15 protein-coding genes and 1 pseudogene are annotated in these 18,415 nt (G+C 57.6%); 7 read left to right on the top strand and 9 right to left on the bottom strand.

What is annotated here, in order from left to right; translation table 11 throughout:
• Positions 1 to 30: 30 nt before the first annotated feature.
• Positions 31 to 1,908 carry a stalk domain-containing protein gene (locus tag B5M42_RS07630; RefSeq protein WP_134752619.1) on the bottom strand — a complete coding sequence of 626 codons (1,878 nt, stop codon included), beginning with the start codon at positions 1,906 to 1,908 and terminating at the stop codon, positions 31 to 33.
• Between the two features lie 27 nt (positions 1,909 to 1,935).
• Positions 1,936 to 3,069, bottom strand: a complete 1,134-nt coding sequence (locus tag B5M42_RS07625) for a S1C family serine protease (protein ID WP_230632793.1) — start codon at positions 3,067 to 3,069, stop codon at positions 1,936 to 1,938.
• A gap of 233 nt (positions 3,070 to 3,302) precedes the next feature.
• Between B5M42_RS07625 and B5M42_RS07620 the strand changes: the two genes are divergently transcribed.
• Together B5M42_RS07620 and B5M42_RS07615 are read left to right on the top strand one after the other, a co-directional pair.
• On the top strand, positions 3,303 to 4,397 hold the full coding sequence (locus tag B5M42_RS07620) for a metallophosphoesterase family protein (protein ID WP_167689881.1): 1,095 nt from the start codon (positions 3,303 to 3,305) through the stop codon (positions 4,395 to 4,397).
• A gap of 242 nt (positions 4,398 to 4,639) precedes the next feature.
• The gene (locus tag B5M42_RS07615) at positions 4,640 to 5,926 is read left to right on the top strand and encodes a BaiN/RdsA family NAD(P)/FAD-dependent oxidoreductase (RefSeq protein WP_134752615.1); all 1,287 of its coding nucleotides are present in this window, start codon (positions 4,640 to 4,642) and stop codon (positions 5,924 to 5,926) included.
• Positions 5,927 to 6,042: 116 nt separating this feature from the next.
• On the opposite strand, the gene B5M42_RS07610 is transcribed toward B5M42_RS07615, so the two are convergent.
• From B5M42_RS07610 to B5M42_RS07600, 3 genes are all read right to left on the bottom strand, one after another.
• Positions 6,043 to 6,801 (bottom strand): hypothetical protein, encoded by a 759-nt coding sequence (locus B5M42_RS07610; protein WP_134752613.1) that lies wholly within the window; start codon positions 6,799 to 6,801, stop codon positions 6,043 to 6,045.
• A 115-nt stretch (positions 6,802 to 6,916) separates the two neighbouring features.
• Positions 6,917 to 8,209, bottom strand: a complete 1,293-nt coding sequence (locus B5M42_RS07605) for an arsenic transporter (RefSeq protein ID WP_134752695.1) — start codon at positions 8,207 to 8,209, stop codon at positions 6,917 to 6,919.
• Between the two features lie 293 nt (positions 8,210 to 8,502).
• The gene (locus tag B5M42_RS07600; protein ID WP_134752611.1) at positions 8,503 to 8,922 is read right to left on the bottom strand and encodes a hypothetical protein; all 420 of its coding nucleotides are present in this window, start codon (positions 8,920 to 8,922) and stop codon (positions 8,503 to 8,505) included.
• Positions 8,923 to 9,094: 172 nt separating this feature from the next.
• On the opposite strand from B5M42_RS07600, the gene B5M42_RS07595 reads away from it, so the two are divergent.
• Complete coding sequence (locus B5M42_RS07595) at positions 9,095 to 10,057, top strand: aldolase catalytic domain-containing protein (RefSeq protein WP_134752609.1); 963 nt, start codon at positions 9,095 to 9,097, stop codon at positions 10,055 to 10,057.
• A 59-nt stretch (positions 10,058 to 10,116) separates the two neighbouring features.
• Here the strand turns inward: B5M42_RS07595 and B5M42_RS07590 are convergent, their stop codons facing one another.
• The 3 genes from B5M42_RS07590 to B5M42_RS07580 are packed head-to-tail and all read right to left on the bottom strand — an operon-like array spanning position 10,117 to position 14,801.
• Entirely contained in the window at positions 10,117 to 12,762 is a 2,646-nt protein-coding gene (locus B5M42_RS07590; protein WP_134752607.1) for a chemotaxis protein CheW, read from the bottom strand.
• Positions 12,763 to 12,775: 13 nt separating this feature from the next.
• Entirely contained in the window at positions 12,776 to 13,201 is a 426-nt protein-coding gene (locus B5M42_RS07585; RefSeq protein WP_134752605.1) for a chemotaxis protein CheW, read from the bottom strand.
• 28 nt (positions 13,202 to 13,229) lie between these two features.
• Positions 13,230 to 14,801 (bottom strand): methyl-accepting chemotaxis protein, encoded by a 1,572-nt coding sequence (locus B5M42_RS07580; protein WP_167689877.1) that lies wholly within the window; start codon positions 14,799 to 14,801, stop codon positions 13,230 to 13,232.
• 186 nt (positions 14,802 to 14,987) lie between these two features.
• Between B5M42_RS07580 and B5M42_RS07575 the strand changes: the two are divergent.
• Both B5M42_RS07575 and B5M42_RS07570 read left to right on the top strand, forming a co-directional pair.
• Positions 14,988 to 15,680: pseudogene (locus tag B5M42_RS07575) on the top strand (response regulator transcription factor); the annotation flags it as partial.
• Between the two features lie 104 nt (positions 15,681 to 15,784).
• A complete protein-coding gene (locus tag B5M42_RS07570) occupies positions 15,785 to 17,170 on the top strand; it encodes a sensor histidine kinase (RefSeq protein WP_134752599.1) in 1,386 nt (461 codons plus the stop codon).
• A gap of 199 nt (positions 17,171 to 17,369) precedes the next feature.
• On the opposite strand, the gene B5M42_RS07565 is transcribed toward B5M42_RS07570, so the two are convergent.
• A complete protein-coding gene (locus tag B5M42_RS07565; RefSeq protein ID WP_134752597.1) occupies positions 17,370 to 17,834 on the bottom strand; it encodes a hypothetical protein in 465 nt (154 codons plus the stop codon).
• 125 nt (positions 17,835 to 17,959) lie between these two features.
• Here B5M42_RS07565 and B5M42_RS07560 point away from each other — a divergent pair, with 125 nt between their 5' ends.
• Both B5M42_RS07560 and B5M42_RS07555 read left to right on the top strand, forming a co-directional pair.
• A complete protein-coding gene (locus B5M42_RS07560; RefSeq protein ID WP_134752595.1) occupies positions 17,960 to 18,184 on the top strand; it encodes a spore germination protein in 225 nt (74 codons plus the stop codon).
• Position 18,185: 1 nt separating this feature from the next.
• Positions 18,186 to 18,395: a spore germination protein GerPB gene (locus B5M42_RS07555; RefSeq protein WP_134752593.1), complete on the top strand. Its 210-nt coding sequence runs from the start codon at positions 18,186 to 18,188 to the stop codon at positions 18,393 to 18,395.
• Positions 18,396 to 18,415 lie beyond the last annotated feature (20 nt).

Raw genomic sequence — 18,415 nt, 5'->3', positions numbered from 1 at the left:
CGCCGTTACGCCGGTACAACCGGCTTTTTGCTATTGAAGAGGCTTCAAGGAATGAATTACCTTGTCGAGACGTTGGACGTTCGCATCGGTCATAACCGCTTGATACATGGAAGCAATAATCGTATAGACGTTGTCACCGCTTTTCACATGGTAGACGAACGTTCGCAGCCTGCCGCCGTTATCCGCATCGTTTTCGTAAACGAGCTTGCTCGCATTCAAGCCGCCGATCGTATCGGAGCCGTTCATCACTATGTTGAAGTTCTTACGCTTACGCGCTTCATCCAGTACTTTGTTGTCATTCTGCACGATGTTGTCGTAGCTCTGGTCCTCGTTGTTAAATACAAGAAGCAAACCGCCGACAAAGCTATATTCCAGCATGTCCTTGGAGTCCTCATCCTCGTAAGGGTACCAGAAATCCGGAATGTCGATGGAGAAATGCTGAGATTTGCGGGTTACCGTCGACGTTTTGTCGCGGTCGATGAAATCGCGATCGTCATCGATATAGCCGACCGTCGCTTCGCCCTCGAATTTGAACGAATCCGTGATCGCTTTAAACAGCTTGGCGTCGACTGCGGTTTTATTCTGAACAAAGTCGATTTCGAATTTATGCCCGTCCTTGAACACGTACAGACCGTAGAAATTGGTCCACGTATCGCCTGTACGGCTGGAATATTTCAACAGCTTGGCCGGCTCGCCGGACACCGTCATGTCGACAGGCTTGTCGATTTTCACGTTATCGCTCGTGTAATAAGAAGTGATTTGCGCCGTTTCGCGGTCCACCCAAGCGGCGAGCGTATCCTTGTCCTCCACCGACGTTACGCGAATGCTCAGGGCCGCATCAGTTTTTTCATCGTAAAAATCGAGGCTGCTGCTGCTCGAAGCGTCGTTCCATTCGGAAGGCAGCTTCATGGTGAAGCCGAAATCTTTGTTGACGTACGTCCGATAGCCGTCCTTGACGGTCGAAATGTCCTTGATGGCCGGATCTTTTTTATCAAATTCGGTTTTAAAGCTATCGAGCAGGTCGGTATAGGCCTGATTTTTGGCTTTGTTTTTGTAATTTTCTTCCTTATTGACAGTCAGGATGATCTGGTAATAGTAGTCGCCTTTAACATAGCCGCGGCCTTCGTAATATTTGCCTTCGCTGTTTTTGCTGACGATGCGGGCGTAGCCGCCGGAGCCTTGGCGAACGTATTTTTTGTCCAATACGGTTTCGCTCGAGGTCACGGAAGCGTTGAGCTTTTTCAACAGGGCGTCTTGAGACAAGGAATCTTCAAGCTCCTCCACATACACGGAAAAACGGTATTCGCCGTTCGTATCGGTAAAAGCCGCGCCGTCCTCCTTGAAGGAGATCGACTGCTTCTCCAGACCGGAAGGATAGTTCATCGACCAGCCGTAAAAGCTGTTGCCCAGCTTCGTTTTGCCCAGATCGCTGTTCAAATCGTTGTCCGGCGTCGTTTCCTGCTTGCTGCCTGTAATCGTAATCTGCGATGTAGCCGCATCGTAGCTGACTTTGGCCCCGAAGTTCTCGGAGATAAAACGAATCGGCACCATTGTCGTGCCGTTGGCCAGCTCCGGCGGAGCCGGGAGGTCGAGCGTCTGATCGTCGACGACGGCTGTCTTGCTGCCGATGGTCAAGGTGATGGCGTGCGCGCCGTATTTTAAATGAATCGATTTGGTGGCCGAATCCCAGTTGAGCACCGCTCCGAACGCCGTTGTGATAACGCGCAGCGGTACGAGCGTGGTTTCATTGGACAAATAAGGCTTTTCCACCTTCATGTCGACACCGTTGATCGTCAGGCTTTCGTTGTTGAGCTGCAGTTTGATGTTGATGTCGTTGTCGGCGGCATGAGCGAACTGCGGCGTCAGCAGCAGCGCGCCGGCCAGCAGCAGCGTGGTTAATTTTTTCATCGTGTGGACTCCGTTTCTGGTTATAGATTAGTTTTCTTCGGTCAGCGTGATTTCTTTTTGCACAAGATCGCCGTCGGATTGCAGCATCAGCTTGACTTTGTCGCCCGGCAAATAGGCTTTGAGCCGCTCGTTCAAATCAACCAGCGTCTTAACGTTGACGTCGTCGATGGAATACAGCACATCCCCTTTGTGAATGCCGGCCGCTGCGGCCTTGTCGTTAACATAGCTGATCTTCAGCGGATCGTCGGTCGGCAGCCCGACCAGCGCGGCCCAGCTTTCCTCCACGGTAAAACCGAGGTACGGACGTTTGACCTTGCCATATTTCATAAACTGGTCCATCACATACATTACCGTGTCCGACGGAATCGAAAAGCCAAGGCTCTCCACGCCGACAGCAGCGAATTTCAGCGAGTTGATGCCGATGACTTCCCCGCGCAGGTTGAGCAGCGCGCCGCCGCTGTTGCCCGGATTGATTGCCGCATCGGTTTGCAGCAGCCGGTAGGTGGAATGCACCGAGCGGTCGATGCCGCTCACGACGCCGACGGTGACGGAGTTGCGCAGCGCAAAGGAAATCGGCGTGCCGATGGCCACGACGGTTTCACCGACCTGTACGTTCATGTTGTCGGCAAATTTGGCCGGAGAGAGGTTTTTCGCCTCGATTTTCACCAGCGCCAGGTCGCTTTCCTCATCGGTGTATTTGGCGGTGCCGGTATACTGCTTGCCGTCGTAGGTGACAACGACCATGTTCTTCAAATCCTTGACGACGTGGGCGTTGGTAATAATCCAGCCGTCGCTTTTCCAGACGACGCCGGTGCCGTGCGCGAGCTGGAAGCGGTCCTCGCTGCCCTTGATGCCGCTGCTGGCATCGTTGCTGTAGCGCCCGATGATGGCGACGACGGATGCCGATGTTTTCTCCACGGCCTGAGCGACTTCATTGACCGGCTGGTAGGCGTAGGTGCCGGAAGCCGCGTCATAGCTGCCCTTGCCGCCCAATTGGCTGACGAGTGAGGACGCTTTGACGTAGACTTCGCCGTTAATCGTAGTGGCTTCCAGCTGCTTGGCCGGCTTCAGCGGAGCCGTCGGGGTCGCTGCGGAAGCGAGTGTCTGGCTGGTCAGCAAGCAAAATGCCGCGACCAGTCCTGCTATTTTCCATTTTCTCAAATGATTTCTTCCTTCCGTAATATATATAAGTCTAAAGTACTATATTTGGACGTCGGCTGACAAGGATAAGTTTAGTAAAAATTATTTTTTATTCCTTGAAAATTGTAGAAAATGGTGGAGGAAGAACCGTGAAGCGCTTACAAAATACGGATAGCAGGCTGCGCTGTGCCATATACTAAGCGGAAATGCCGCGGCTGGAAGCCATCGGCTATAAGAGGGAGGAACTACGATCAATGGACTATGGCGGCAACCAAGTACGCATCGCCTGTTTGACGTTGACGCTGCTGGCGGCGCTTTCGGGGACGGCTTCTGCGCAAGCGGGCAGCCTTGAACGGACAAGCGGGATTCGGCAAGAGATCAGCGAGCCCGCAGCAGCCTCCGTGAGCCTGCAACGGCCCGGACGCTCCGGCCGAGGCGAAGCAGCGCCGGCGCTATCATTTTCCGTGCTGAGCGATCTGCATGTGACAAGTTGGGACGGGGAATCGCAGCGTAAATTCACTACGGCGCTTGACGATCATGCCGCGCTGCGGCCGGCAAGCTCGCTGCTGGTGTTGAACGGCGATTTGACGGACGGCGAAGCGGCCGATTACCGGACCTTGCTGGCTGAGTTGGTCAAGCACCGACACGCTCCGATGCATGCGACGATGGGCAATCACGAATATTACCGGATGTGGCGGACGCCCGACGGCGGGATGGATACGACGCGTCTGAATCCGGACTGGTCGACGCGGCAGGCGGTGCAGCAGTTTACGCAGCTGCTCGGCTACGATAAGCCCTATCATGAGCTGACGCTGCAGGGGTATCATTTTTTGTTTGCCAGCGGGGAGGCTTATCGCGATGTGCAGCCGGACGTGAAGGAGGATGCGTATTTGTCCGACAAGCAGTTCGCTTGGCTGGCCGACAGGCTGGCTGCGGCTGGGACGGAGAGTGCGACGAAGCCGATTTTTGTGTTTATCCACCAACCGTTGCCGCATACGCTGGACGGTACGGAGTTCGAACGCGGCATCGTTCAGGCGGACCGGCTGAACGCACTGCTGGCTCGTTACCCGCAAGCGATTGTGTTCTCAGGGCATACGCACTGGAATCTGGAGAAAACGCGGCAGATCAAGGAGCTGGGCTTCCTCGCCGTCGGCAGCTCGTCGGTCCGACGGATCTGGAACGGGCGCAATGAGCCCGGGGAGCAGGCGGCCAGCCAGAGCCTCGTCGTAGACGTATATCCCGACCGTGTTGTCATCCGCGGCCGCGAGCATTCGTTGCGCCGCTGGGCCGGACCGGAATACGTGCGCAAGACGGCGCTGCCGCAGCAATCTGCAGCGGCGGCCCGCTAAGCGGCAACGGGCAGCGACCGGACGCCGCCAAGGACGGAACGCGAGAGCCGACGGGCGGCGCAGAATGCGGGAGTCCGGCTTGCGCGCGCGGCTGACGGCGGGTGACGAGCGAGCCTTGCCAGGCGACAAGCGACAAGCGACTGCCGCGAAGCAACGACCGCAAACGGCTTGTATCCCCGCTCCGAAACGTGTATGGTTACCTATATAATGAGGAACCGTGGACGGTAAGGAGATGGAATGAGATGAGTTACGATGTAATTGTCATCGGCGGCGGCCCTTCGGGTCTGATGGCTTGTATTGCTGCGGCCGAAGGCGGAGCGCGCGTGCTGCTGATAGACAAGGGAGATAAGCTGGGGCGCAAGCTGGGCATTTCCGGAGGCGGGCGCTGCAACGTCACCAATGCCAAGGAGCTGGACGAGCTGGTGGGCCACATTCCCGGCAACGGCCGCTTTCTGTATAGCGCGCTCGATACGTTCAGCAACCGCGATATTATCGCATTTTTCGAGGATATGGGCATTGCGCTCAAGGAAGAGGACCGCGGCCGCATGTTCCCCGTCTCGGATAAAGCGAAGACGGTCGTAGACGCGCTTGTCGGCAAGGTACGGGCGCTTGGCGTCGACATCCGCGTCAACAGCCCGGTCGCAGAGGTGCTGTATGCCGACGACGCCGTGCAAGGCGTACGGCTGCGGTCCGGCGAGCGGGTGCTCAGCGCGTGTGTAGTCGTGGCGACCGGGGGCCGGTCGGTGCCCCACACGGGCTCGACCGGCGACGGTTACCCTTGGGCCGAAGCAGCCGGCCATACGATTACGGAGCTGTACCCGACCGAGGTGCCGTTGACTTCGGAGGAACCATTTATCCGTAGCCGCGAGCTGCAAGGCTTGTCGCTGCGCAACATTACGCTGACGGTGTGGAGTCCGAAGGGCAAGCGGATCGTCGAACACGAGGGCGACATGATCTTCACCCATTTCGGCTTGTCGGGGCCGGCGGTGCTGCGCTGCTCGCAGTTTGTCGTCAAGCTGCGCAAACAATTTTCCGTGCGCGATATTCTGGTGACGATTGACCTGTTTCCCGAGCTGAGCGTGCAGGAGCTGACCGAGCGGACGCTGGAGCTGGCGGCTGGCGAAGCGCGCAAAGCGGTCAAAAACGTGCTCAAGGGCTTTCTGCCCGACCGGCTGCTGCCGCTGCTGTTCGCGAGAAGTGGACTTACCGGCGACGAAACGTATCACAATCTGCCCAAGCAGCCGTGGACGGAGCTGTGCCGTATGCTGAAGGCGGTGCCGGTGCAGGTCAGCGGCACGTTGTCGCTGGACGAAGCATTCGTCACGGGGGGCGGCGTACATTTGAAGGAGCTGGACCCGCGCACGATGCAATCGAAGCTGAAGAGCGGCTTGTTTTTTTGCGGAGAAATTCTCGATGTTCACGGATATACAGGCGGCTATAATATTACGGCTGCTTTTACAACGGGGTATACGGCAGGTAAAAATGCAGCGGCACAAGCGCTTCAAAGCGCTCAGACCCAAACCCGCTGAGGCCCGCCAACTGATCGCCGGCAATTTCCGCACATAACAAAAACTTCCGTTCCGCTCTCCTCTTCCGGCTGATCCCGCGAAGATGGAGGGCGATACGGAGGTTTTTCCGCTCTTGCCTACATTGTAAACTGGTCGTGTATAACGGCCGTCAAATACCACTCGGCTCCCGATTTCTCAAACACAAGACGCAGACTTGACCAATCATTGCCGTCAAATTGCGGATCAAAACCGGAAAAATGATATTCGACGGTAACGCAGCTGTCCTTCGGATACACGTCAAACACATTGTTTAGGGTTGTGCTTTTACCGATGATCGTGTTATAGCCGACATCAGGCGCGGTCGAATAATCGTGATTATACACAAACTTGGCAAAATAAGCGGGAAAGGTCAACGTAATCGGCTCACCCGATCCGTCATAGCTGCCCCAGGTCCGGGGGTTGCCGTCGGTCCAGGCCGTGCCTAGTTCGCTTGCTTTCAACCGCACATCCTTCGCTGTGTCGATATGCGCATAGGGCGAAAATTGCACGCCCTTGTCGGGATGCGCAAGCTTGGCCAGCTTGGCCAAATCCTGCGCTTTCATCGCCGCCAGCGTATCGTTCGCCCGCCCCTCCACCGCAGCCTTCGCATCGGCCGGAGCCGCCACAGAAGCCGGCTTGGGCTTGACGCTCGGTGCGGCCGTTGCAGCCGGCGTTACCGTAGCTGCTGGCGTTGCCGTCGGGCTGACGGAAGGCCCGGCGCTTGCCGCAGGCGTAGCCGACGCGCCCGGTGCAGGTGACGCCGTACCTTCGCCGGTCTGCGTTTCGTCGCCGCTGCGGCAGCCCGCCAATGCCGAAGCCAGCGCAACCGCTGCAACCAAAGTGATCCATCGTCGCATCCTGATCTCCCCTAACTGTAGTAAACTGTAGTGGCTTTATCTTCCAGACGACGCTTCTGCCAAAAAAGTTACGCTTTGCTAGTATAGCCGCAATCATCAGGCCGTAGCCCCCCGCTCAGCCGGTCCACCACAACCAGAGCCATAGTCCGGTTAATGTCGCTGCCAGCGTAGGTACGGTGAGTACAAAGCCCGCCTTCATGTAGTACCCCCAGGTGATCTTGACCCCCTTGCGCGCCAGCACATGCAACCATAGCAGCGTGGCCAGCGAGCCGATCGGCGTCATCTTGGGTCCAAGGTCTGTGCCGATCACATTGGCGTAAATCAGCGCCTCGCGCATCAAACCGCTCGTCTGCGTGCCGTCGATCGCCAGCGCATCGATCATCACCGTCGGCAGGTTGTTCATCACCGAAGACAGCACAGCGGCGATAAAGCCCATCGCCAGCGTCGCCGCATACAGACCATGCGCCGCAGCCGCTTCGATGAGCCGGCCCAGCAGCGCGGTCAAACCGGCGTTTTTCAGCCCATATACGACCACGTACATGCCGATGGAAAATACAACAATTGTCCACGGCGCTTCCTTGATAATGGCACCCAGCCGCACCGCCGGACTGCGCCGCGCCGCCAGCAGAAACGCCAGCGTCGCCAGTCCGGTAATGAGCGAGATCGGCACGGCGATAAATTCGCTCAGTACGAAAGCAACCAGCATCACGCTCAAAATCACCCAAGCCCAGCGAAACAGCCGCAGGTCGCGAATCGCTTCGCGCGGCGGCTTGACGAGAGAAACGTCGAAATGCCGCGGAATCAGCTTGCGGTAAAAGAGATACAGCACCAGCAAGCTCGCCAGCAGCGCCACCAGATTCGGCACAAGCATCCGCCACGCATAGGTCAGAAAATCGATGCCAAAATAGTCCGAAGAAACGATGTTCGTCAAATTGCTGACCGTCAACGGCAGCGAGGTCGTATCGGCAATAAAACCGCCGGCCATCACAAACGGCAGCACCATCGCGTTTTTGAACGATAAGGATCGCACCATTGCCAGCACGATCGGCGTCAGAATCAGCGCCGCTCCGTCATTGGCGAACAGCCCCGATACCGCTGCTCCCAGCAGCACCGTGTATACAAACATCCGCACACCGCTGCCTTTGGCCAGCCGAGCCATGTGCAGCGCGGCCCATTCAAAAAAGCCAATCTCATCCAGCAGCAGCGAATTGACAATAATCGCAACGAACGTCAACGTGGCGTTCCAGACGATATCGGTCACCTCAAGCACATCGCGCAAGCCGACTACGCCGCACAGCAACGCCAATACAGCTCCCCCGCAAGCCGACCAGCCAATCCCCAGCCCCCTTGGCTGCCAAATAACCACGGCCAAGGTCAAGGCAAAAATAAAACAAGCCCCAAACACCATCATCCTGTCTCTCTCCCGTTATCCCGTTATCCTATCGTCCTGCCGTCGCTCAGGCTACGTCAACTCAGCCCGCTGCTTTCCGCAAGAACAAAAGCTTCTTAATCCTTAACCGTCGGCCGCCTGATCGAAACGGACAGGCAATCCCTGCCGATCCCGGCGCGCAGCGGCAGATTCACCGACCCTACTTATTGTAATGCAACTTCGGCATCCGGTGAATGAGCAAAATAAAAAAGACTGCGCTTCCCGATCGTTCGGAAAGGCAGTCTGGCGTAACGGCTTTGTATGAAGCTTATCTATAAACGAATACCTGGGCGAAAATGGTTGTAATCATCCGCCGACGGGTCGAAGGATGCTTCATCGTCATCAGGCAGAGCGTCATGCCAGTCCACCGAGGATGCTTGAGCGTAACCGTCGGGCCAATCCTCGTTGACCGTATGTGCAGGAATCGCAATCGAACCTTCAAGACCGTAAGCCATCGCAAACGCCGCTTCGCCGCTGGCTGCATGCGGACGCTCGACCAGTTGTCCTCCGTAAGCTTGGGCAATTTCCAGCGCAGAGGTCACCTCCTGCCCGTCCAGATGAAGATGCAGCGTCGGCTTGTCGAACCGCTCCAGCAGCTGCGGCTTGTAGCCGAGCTCCTCCAGCATGTCGAGGGCCATGATGGCGTGATTTTCCTGCTCGAATTCAAAAAATAGCGGGGCGGCGCTAGTCACGGGCAGACATCCTTTCCTTTGTATCAGATGGGTTCTTGTCCTTACTAGCTTCTGCAAAGTTTCTTTATTCTATAACCTTCACCCGCTGTTCATTGACAAGCCGCCTGCAGATAAGTGATAATATAGCAAAAATCATCCGAGCTAACGGCGTTGGGAAGGGGCATTTGGGCATATGAGGCAGCATCAGCACAAAATTTTGGATTGTACGATTCGGGACGGCGGTTTGGTTAACAACTGGGATTTCAGCGTGGAATTTGTACAGGACATGTATCGCGGTTTAAGTGCAGCCGGTGTGGAATATATGGAAATTGGTTACAAAAATTCAGAGAAGCTGCTCCAGGGCGGCGATGCCGGTCCTTGGCGGTTCCTGAACGAAGCGTTCCTGCGCGACGTCATCACCAAGAAAACGGATACGAAGCTGTCGGCGCTGGTCGATATCGGCCGTGTGGACGAGAATGACATTTTGCCGCGCGAGCAAAGCTTGCTGGACCTGATTCGCGTCGCTTGCTACATCAAGGATGTGGACAAGGGTCTGGAGCTGGTGCAAAAATTCCACGATATGGGCTATGAAACGACCATTAATATCATGGCGCTTTCCCATGTTATGGAGAACGAGCTGGTGGAAGCCTTCGAAGAAATTAACAAAAGCCCTGTAGACGTCGTCTACATCGTAGACTCCTACGGCAGCATGGACTACAAGGATATTGATTACCTGGTAGCGAAATTCCAACGCCTGCTTCCTGAAAAGGAGCTTGGCCTGCATATGCACAACAACATGCAGCTTGCCTTCTCCAACACCATCATGGGCGCCGAGAAGGGCGTAAAGTTCCTCGATTCCTCCGTTTACGGCATGGGCCGCGCGGCAGGCAACTGTACGACGGAGCTGCTGGTCAGCTACCTGAAAAATCCGCGCTACGACGTGCGTCCGGTGCTGGAAATCATCGAAAAGCACATGCTTACCATGCGTCAAAAATGGGATTGGGGCTACCTGATTCCATACATGGTCGTTGGCGCGCTGGACGAGCATCCGCGCGTAGCGATGGCGCACCTGAACAGTCCGGACCGCGACAAATTCGTCGAGTTCTACGACCGTTTGACTTCGCCGGAAACGTCCCCGGTAGCGAGCAAGGAATAAGCATACAAAGGCTGCTTTCGTCAGGCTTAACGCCGGATGAAAGCAGCCTTTTTTTACAATTACGGTGCCGTCGCTTCGCACGGTAGCACGCGCTCCAGTTGAAGCAGCAATACAAAGCCGTCCTCATGCCGGCATGCTTGCTCGGTCGCCCCCGGATGACCGCCCAGCAGCTCCTTGGGAACGGGCTGCAGCTCGCTGCGGGGGATTTTGAGCACCTCGGTTACCTGATCCACCCGGATGCCGACGTCCTTGCCGTGCTGCTCCACGACCACGATGCGCGTGTGGGCTGTAGCTTCAGCAGCCGGCAGTCCGAGACAGGTGCGCAAATCCCACACCGGCAGCATCGAGCCGCGCAGATTAATCATCCCGAGCAATCCGGCCGGGGCCGACACAACGCGCGTAATCGAAGGCACGGCGATAATCTCCTTCATACGGGCAATGTCCAGCGCGTATTGGCCGTCGGCCAGCCGGAAGGTAACGAGCTGCAGCTCGTCCTTCTCCGCGCGTTCCGCGCTGTAGAGCTCGGCCCGCAGGTCAGCCGGCATCGAGCCCTCCTCGCGGGCAATCGTGCCGACGTCGAGAATCAGCGCTACGCTGCCGTCGCCGAGAATCGTCGATCCGGCGATATACGGAACGTTGCCGACATACGCCCCCAGCGATTTGATGACGATCTCTTGATTGCCCACCAAGCCGTCCACGGCCAGACAAACGCGCTTGTCGGCGTGACCGAGAATGACGACATACTGCCGGCCCGTTGCCGGCCCGCTCGGGATTTGCATTCTGCTGTGCATACGAATGAGCGGAAACACCGCGCCGCGAATCAGACAGACCTCTTGTCCTTGCACCGTGCGAATGTCCTCGCCGGCCAATCGCACGATTTCGACAACATTCACCAGCGGCACAGCAAACGTCTGGCGGCCGAGCTTGATCAGCAGCGAGCGGATGATGGCCAGCGTCAGCGGTAGCTTGATCGTAAACACCGTGCCCTGGCCAACCTCGGTGTCGATGTGAATAATGCCGTTAAGCTTTTCAATATGCGCGCGCACAATGTCCATACCCACCCCGCGCCCCGACAAATCGGTCACCGCTGCAGCCGTGGAGACGCCGGAGTGAAAAATAAGGAAAATCTGCTCCTCCCGGGTCATTCGCTCCGCAGCCTCGGCCGTCACAAAGCCTTTGCGCACGGCCGACTGCTTGATTCGCTCGGCATCAATGCCGCGTCCGTCATCGGAAATGGTAATCACGATTTGATTTTCCTGATGTGCCGCTTTCAAAACAAGCCGCCCCTTGGCGGGCTTGCCGGCCTGCAGCCGCTCCTCCGGACTCTCCAGCCCGTGATCGGCCGCATTTCGCAAAATATGGAGAATCGGATCGCCAAGCTCCTCGATCAGCGTTCGATCAAGCTCCGTTTCCTTGCCCTCAATCACAAAATCGATGTCCTTGCCCGACTTCATGGCAATATCGCGCACGGTGCGGGGAAAGCGGTTGAACAGCTGCTCGATGGGCAGCATTCGCGTCTTCATCATGCCGTCCTGCAGCTCGCCGATCACCCGCCCGAAATGCGCGGCGATATCATTCAGCTGCTGCACATCGGCGTTCTCGCGGAATTGTCCGTTCAAGCGATGCTGGACCTCATGAAGCCGCGTGTTGTTAATGATCAGCTCGCCGACGAAATTCAGCAGCCGTTCCAGACGCTCGACGTCGACCCGCACGGTCGGGTTGATCTTGACCTTGCCCTCGGGCTCCCCGGAAGCCGGTGCAGACGAAGCCGCCCCTGTGCGCGCGCTCGCAGCACTACCCGCAATCGTTTCCGTCTGCGGCCTGCCAGCCGACTCCTCCAAAGCCGCTGCAACAGCCCGTTCCGCCTCCGCAGCAGCAGTTTCATCGACACTTCCTCCGTCTCCGCCCTGCTCGCGAGCCACCTCGCAGACGCGCACTTCCTCCAGGTCGGCGATTTGCCCCAGCAATTGGAGAATCGCCGCTTCATCGGCCAACGTGGCGAGCACATAAGCCATTTCGCCGCTGTACAGCTCGCTCTCCATTTCCTCGGCTGCCGGATAAGCCGCGATCAGCTCGCCCAGCTCCTGTAAATGATTGTAAACCAGCAGCGCCCGCACCTGCTTCATCAACGCTTCGCGATGCGCACGCGCATACACCGCGTATATGCGATAACCGCTCTCGAAGCCCGCGATAACGACGCGCCGCTGACTGTCGTCCAGTTGCGGCCACATATCCTCAACCAGCCGTCGCAGCGGCGTCGCTTGGTCAGCCGCGCCGCTCTGAGGTACTTCTGCGGCTGACGCCTTCGCTTGCGGCTCTGCCGGCGTGCAAATCGCTTCCAGCCGCTCCAGCAGTCCGCCGACCTCGATGTCGTCCGGCCGCCCTGCAAGCAACGCCGCTTTGCCGCCGCGGAGCACATCCAGCGCCGCAAACAGCACGTTGACCAGCTCGACGCCAACACCCAATCGGCCGCTGCGAATGCCGTCAAAGACGTTCTCGACGCGATGCGTCAGCTCCTTGATCGCTTCAAAGCCCATCGCAGCCGAAGATCCCTTCAGCGTATGGGCGGCGCGAAATATTCGCTGAATCGTTTCCGGGCTTGCCCCCTCGCGCTCCAGCCGCAGGCACTCCTCGTCCAGAATCTGCAACTGCTCCTCTAACTCGTCCAAATATACGCCCAGATATGCGGAAATCCCCTGATCCATCGGCAGCTCCCCCTTATCCCGCTTCCAGAATGTACTCCATATGCAAAATGCCGATCAGCTTGCCGTTCTTCTGGCCAATCGCCGCGATAAAACGTCCGTCCAGATGGCCCAGCCGCTCAGGAGGGGCCTGCACATCATCAAGCGCAATCACCTGCTGCACGTTATCCACAATCAGCCCGACAAGCAGACCGTCGCTGTTCACCACAATGATTCGCGTGGCAGGGTTTGGCGTTATCTCGTTCATCCCGAAGCGACAGCGCAGCGATACGATCGGCACGATGCTGCCGCGCAAATTCATAACGCCTTTCAAATAAGGCTTGCTGTGATTGGGTACAAAAGTGATTTCCTGCATGCGGATGATTTCATGAATCGAGCCAAGCTTGATGCCGTAGCTTTCGTCTGCGATACCGAGTTCAATATAGTGATCGGCGCTTGCCATCGTACTCCACTCCCCGCTCTGAAATCGATCAAACCTTGAAAAGCGACACGGACCTATTCAAATCCTCCGCCAGCAGCGCCAGTGATTGTGAGGAAGCAGCCGTTTCCTCGGCAGCCGCAGCCGCTTCCTGACTGGCGGAAGCAATCGCCTCAATCGCCGCCATCACCTCGCCGGACTGCGCCGCTTGTTCTTCACTGGCGGCAGCGATTTCCGTAACCTGACGCGCCGAGTCGTTCACGCGGCCAATAATGCCGTGCAGAGCGGTGCCGGTCTGCTGTGATAGCTCCACCGCGTCTGTTAACGCTTTCACACTCTTTTGCGTATTCTCCTGCATGCCTTTAATGATAAGCCCGATTTCTTTGGTGGCCGACGAGCTGCGCTCAGCCAGCTTCCGTACTTCATCCGCGACAACGGCGAACCCGCGTCCCTGCTCCCCAGCCCGCGCCGCTTCAATCGCGGCGTTGAGCGCAAGCAGGTTGGTCTGTTCGGCAATTTCGTTAATGACCTCGATAATATCGCCAATCTTGCTGGAATCCGCCTTGAGCAGCGACATTTGCACGTTCAGCTGCTCCATGCCGTTCATCGACGCCTGGACAACCGTTCCGCCCAGCTCCGCCCCGGTCCGGGTCTCGTTGGCCAGCTCCGAAGCCGTCTCGGCATTGCGGGCAACGGAATCGATAACCCGCGACAGCTCCTTGAACAGCTCATTGATCGTCTGCGCCGCCGTAGCCTGCATCGTCGTACCGCCGGCAATTTCCTCGGCGCTGGCCGAAATTTGCTCGGAAGCGGCAGACAAGCTTTGGGCGGATACAGCTACTCTGGCGATCAGCTCGCGCAGCTTGGCCACCGTCTCGTTTAATGCATTGGCAAGCAAGCCCATCTCGTCCTGCGAGCGAATGTCGGCTTGTTCTTTCAAGTCGCCGTTTGCGACCTTTTGCAGCAGCGCGAGCAGCTTTTGCGCCGGTCGGGAAATCGATTGGGCGATCCATAACGCCAACGCCACTGCCAGCAGCGCCGCCACAAGAATCATGATCGAGACGACAAGCCGTCCGCGCTCATAGCTGGATACGGAATCGTCGACTTCGTTCACCGCACCGGCATTGCTGAGCTCGATGCTGGCATCGAGCGCTTCGGATGCCTTGTTCAAGTCGCCAACCGCTTGATTCAGCAGCTCGTTCACTTGAGCGTTAGTGCCTGTAACGCTAGTTTTCATGATGGTAGGGATTTGTCCGGCGTAGCTGTTCCACGATTTGTTGAAAATATCGAAATGTTTTTTTTCCTCCGCACTTTGAAGCGCTTCCAAATAGCTGTTTGTGGAAGCTTCCTGCTCATCCAGCAGCCGCTGAATCTTCTCTTCCATGCCGGCGCGCGCGGCCCCGTCGTTCGATACGATATAGCGCAGCATCCAGCCCCGCACTTCTTGAACATTGTTGCGCATCTGTCCCAGCGTCAGGACGTTTGGCAGCCAGCTTTCTTTGACTTGTGTAGCCTTGGAGCCCATGAAGTTCATTTCGACAATCGCAATCAAACCCGTAGCAATCAACAGCACAATGACCGAAGCAAAGCTGGAAAGCAGTTTCATTCGAATCGAAAATTTCATAAATTCCCTCCTCATCGTTGTTCAACTGGCTACTAACTTGATGGATTCCCTTCCCATATCCGCCACTCCTTCTCTTTTCGACATCCATAAATCGTCAGATGGCGAAAGACGTAATCCGGCGCTCAACCATGCATGGCCCTGCCTGCGATATGAAAATAATAAAAACAAATCTGGAGGTGCCGGTCGATGGAGCGTATTTTACTGATTGAGGATGAGGAACGCATAGCGCGGGTTCTGCAGTTGGAGCTGGAGCACGAGGGGTATGAGGTGCAAAGGGCTGCCGACGGCCGGGAAGGCTTGCGCGCGGCGCTGGATACGGGCGAGACCTGGTCGCTGATCCTGCTGGACATTATGCTGCCGGGGCTGAACGGTCTGGAGGTGCTGCGCCGGATCCGCCAAACCGATGCGGCCGTGCCGGTGATGCTCCTGACAGCGCGCGGCAGCGTACCCGACCGGGTCAGCGGGCTTGATCAGGGCGCCAACGACTATGTCAGCAAGCCGTTTGCTATCGAGGAGCTGCTGGCCCGGGTTCGCAGCCTGCTGCGCCAGCGGCAGGCGCAAGCCGACGAACGGACCGGCGAGGTGTCGGCCGTTCTGGCCGCGGGCGATTTGACGATGGATACCAAAAGCCGCGCCGTGCGCCGCGGGGACGCGCAGATTGAGCTGACGCCGACGGAATTCGAGCTGCTGCGTTTTTTGCTGGAGCGCCGCGAAGAGGTCGTCACCCGCGAACAGATTATGAATGAGGTGTGGGGCTACGATTATGTAGGCGATACGAACGTAGTGGACGTCTATATCCGTTATGTGCGGCAAAAAATCGACAAGCCGTTCCCGACCAAGCTGATCCATACGCTTCGCGGCGTCGGATATATGCTCAAGGACGGAGCGGAAGCAGCGGAGGAGCGCGGCGCAGACGACGATCCGGCCCGCAGCCCGGGCGTTGAAGCCGCTGAGGAGCGCCCTGCGGAAACGACGGCCCCCTTATGAGCTTGAAGCTGAAAATCGCGCTCGGCATGACAACGCTGCTGCTGTTGCTGCTCATGACCGCTTTCTCCCTGGTGTATTATTTGTTCATTCGTCTGACGACCGGCAGCGAGCTGGCTCTGCTGGATGAAAAAGCCGACACGCTGCTGCTCAAAAACTTGCCCGGGCATCCCGAATACTGGAGCTCGCCCGGCGATTTGGAGGAACTGCTCGTCCCGCTGGAAATGATCCGCTATGTAGGGCCGGACGCCGCGGTGCAGCATGAAATCTACCGCGACGAGCAGCTGCGCAGATTAGCGCCCGCCTACGTCAAGCACCGCGCCACGAAGGTATCGTACACCCGCGAGGGCATTCTGGTGCTTGTGCAGGTGCCGGTCTATGAGCAAGGCCATCAGATCGCCACGCTGGAAATCGGCCGCCATTTGCGCAAGCTTAGCGAATACGCCGGCGTTCTGGGCTGGGTGCTGCCGCTGGCGGCGCTGGGCGCGGTCGTGCTTGCGCTGCTGGGCGGCTACTGGTACACGCGATTCTCCTTGCGCCCGCTGAGCCGGCTGATCGCCACCATGCAGCGCATTGAAGCAAGCGGCGAGCTGCGGCGGATCGAGCTGCAGCAGACGCAGCGGAGGCCGGATGAGCTGAGCGCGCTGGGCGCGACCTTCAACGGCATGATTGAGCGGCTGGAAATGACCTTCCGCAAGCAGGAGCAGTTCGTGGCCGATGTGTCGCACGAGCTGCGCACGCCGTTAACGGTCATTGAAAGCTACGCCAGCTTGCTCCGCCGTTGGGCGATGGACAACGTCCAGCTGCGCGAAGAGGCGCTCGACGCCATTCAGTCGGAAGCGGCCGGTCTCAAGATGCTGACGGATACGCTGCTGGCCCGGATTGCCGGCGAACCGGCAGCCAAGCCGCAAGGCGCGGTGTTCGACCTGCTCGCACTGGCTGGGGCAAGCGCCGCCTCGCTGCAGCTCGCTTCGGGACGCACAATCGACGTACAGCCGGCGGCCGAGGATGGCGGCGTGGCGATGCGCATGCGCGGCGATCCGCATAAGCTGAAGCAGCTGCTTGTTATTTTGCTCGACAATGCTTTGAAATACAGTGAATTGCCGGTTGTGGTCCGTCTGCGCGCCGAATCGCAGCGTCTTGTTCTGCAGGTGACCGACCGCGGCATCGGCATTCCCGAAGCGGATCTGCCGTATTTGTTCGATCGGTTCTACCGTGCGGAAAGCGGCGAAAGCGCCGCCCAAGAGGGCGTCGGGCTGGGGCTGGCGATCGCTGCCGACATCGTCGCCCAGCATGGCGGGGCAATTAGCGTGACCAGCCGGGTCGGTGAAGGGACCACGTTTACGGTCACGCTGCCGCGTTATGTCGAGCCGGACAAGGGATGAATGGCGACCAGGGCTAGGCCGGATCGGAAATTTTCGCTGCAAAAAAAGAAAAAGAGCAGGTTTGAGCGACTCGCACGCGCTCATCTTGCTCTTTCGTTCCGCCTAAGACGATGAATACCCTTCCCCGTCTGTTCCCCGCTTGCTTGCCGATTTACTGATAAAGCCGGCCTATCCTCTCCAGCCTTCACACCCTTGCGTATCAATACCGGATGTAGGTTTCCTGATAGCCTTCCTGTAATCCCCGCTTGCGGATCTGCACCTGAAGCATCCGCTGTTTATAGCGGGCTTTGGCCGTTCTCGGCAGCACCAGGGCGGGCAGCTTGACGATTTGCCGTTCTCCGTTGAGGTAGCCGGTAATTTTGACCGCGTTCGATTTGACGAATACCTGCATGGCGCGCGGATTCTCCTCTTTGCCAAGCTTTGCCTGCACAATAATATGATCGTGAGTTTCGACGACCTCGACGGCGCTTGCCTGATGGGAAGAAACCGTCCCTTGAGGCATGGCTTTTTTTAACATATCCTGCACGTAGCCCTCGATCCAGCTCATATTGTCCAAAAGGTTCTGCCCCTTGACGCCGAACGGCAGCTTTTGTCCGAGAAACTTCTCAATCTGCTCCCATTTGAGCCAAGGCTGGCGATTATGAAAGCCGCTCAAGCCCATCACCTCGCTTCCTCCGACCAGTATATGTGCATTGGCCCGGTTGTGACACGCAAATCCCGCAAGAAGAAGCACTTCTAGGCATATAACCACATATACTGAACAGGAGCACGCTGAAAAAGGAGAAGATTATGCCGGCCATCGTAGGGAATGTCAAAATATTGAGTGTGGGGCCCAGCTCGATCGTGCATTTCGGCGATTCCGTCATTCTCTCCCCCACCAGTACGTCCAAAACGTTTTCAGGCGCAGGCTCCTTTAATACGGGGGATTTTCCGCGCATATACAACACCTACAGCACAACGGTAACGAATGACGCCGATTTGCTGGAAGCCAACGCAAGCGGGGTGGTGATTTGAGATGAATTGGACCGTCCATCAGACGATTATGATTCAACAATTGCGGGTCGACTCGGTAGCCAACTCGTCCGTGCTGCAGATCGGCAGCACCGGAGCGATCCGCTCGCTTTCCAATCTTTATAATACCGGCGGATTCGTGGAATCTGCGCCGGCGCTCGGCGGCAGCTCTGTCAACCCTGTATCGCTCGTGCCGTTGCCGCCGCCGACGTAACCGGCCCGGGCCGGCTTATG

Source organism: Paenibacillus athensensis (genome assembly GCF_004514475.2).
Taxonomy (GTDB): Bacteria; Bacillota; Bacilli; order Paenibacillales; family NBRC-103111; genus Paenibacillus_AL; species Paenibacillus_AL athensensis.
The sequence above is the reverse complement of the archived record's forward strand: the minus strand, read 5'-3'. Positions and strand labels throughout refer to the sequence as shown.

Excerpts from the sequence above, each read along its gene's own strand:
- B5M42_RS07630 (WP_134752619.1), bottom strand. The coding sequence starts at position 1,908 with ATGAAAAAATTAACCACGCTGCTGCTGGCCGGCGCGCTGCTGCTGACG.
- B5M42_RS07620 (WP_167689881.1), top strand. The coding sequence starts at position 3,303 with ATGGACTATGGCGGCAACCAAGTACGCATCGCCTGTTTGACGTTGACG.
- B5M42_RS07615 (WP_134752615.1), top strand. The coding sequence starts at position 4,640 with ATGAGTTACGATGTAATTGTCATCGGCGGCGGCCCTTCGGGTCTGATG.
- B5M42_RS07610 (WP_134752613.1), bottom strand. The coding sequence starts at position 6,801 with ATGCGACGATGGATCACTTTGGTTGCAGCGGTTGCGCTGGCTTCGGCA.
- B5M42_RS07605 (WP_134752695.1), bottom strand. The coding sequence starts at position 8,209 with ATGGTGTTTGGGGCTTGTTTTATTTTTGCCTTGACCTTGGCCGTGGTT.
- B5M42_RS07595 (WP_134752609.1), top strand. The coding sequence starts at position 9,095 with ATGAGGCAGCATCAGCACAAAATTTTGGATTGTACGATTCGGGACGGC.
- B5M42_RS07590 (WP_134752607.1), bottom strand. The coding sequence starts at position 12,762 with ATGGATCAGGGGATTTCCGCATATCTGGGCGTATATTTGGACGAGTTA.
- B5M42_RS07585 (WP_134752605.1), bottom strand. The coding sequence starts at position 13,201 with ATGGCAAGCGCCGATCACTATATTGAACTCGGTATCGCAGACGAAAGC.
- B5M42_RS07580 (WP_167689877.1), bottom strand. The coding sequence starts at position 14,801 with ATGAAATTTTCGATTCGAATGAAACTGCTTTCCAGCTTTGCTTCGGTC.
- B5M42_RS07570 (WP_134752599.1), top strand. The coding sequence starts at position 15,785 with ATGAGCTTGAAGCTGAAAATCGCGCTCGGCATGACAACGCTGCTGCTG.
- B5M42_RS07560 (WP_134752595.1), top strand. The coding sequence starts at position 17,960 with ATGCCGGCCATCGTAGGGAATGTCAAAATATTGAGTGTGGGGCCCAGC.
- B5M42_RS07555 (WP_134752593.1), top strand. The coding sequence starts at position 18,186 with ATGAATTGGACCGTCCATCAGACGATTATGATTCAACAATTGCGGGTC.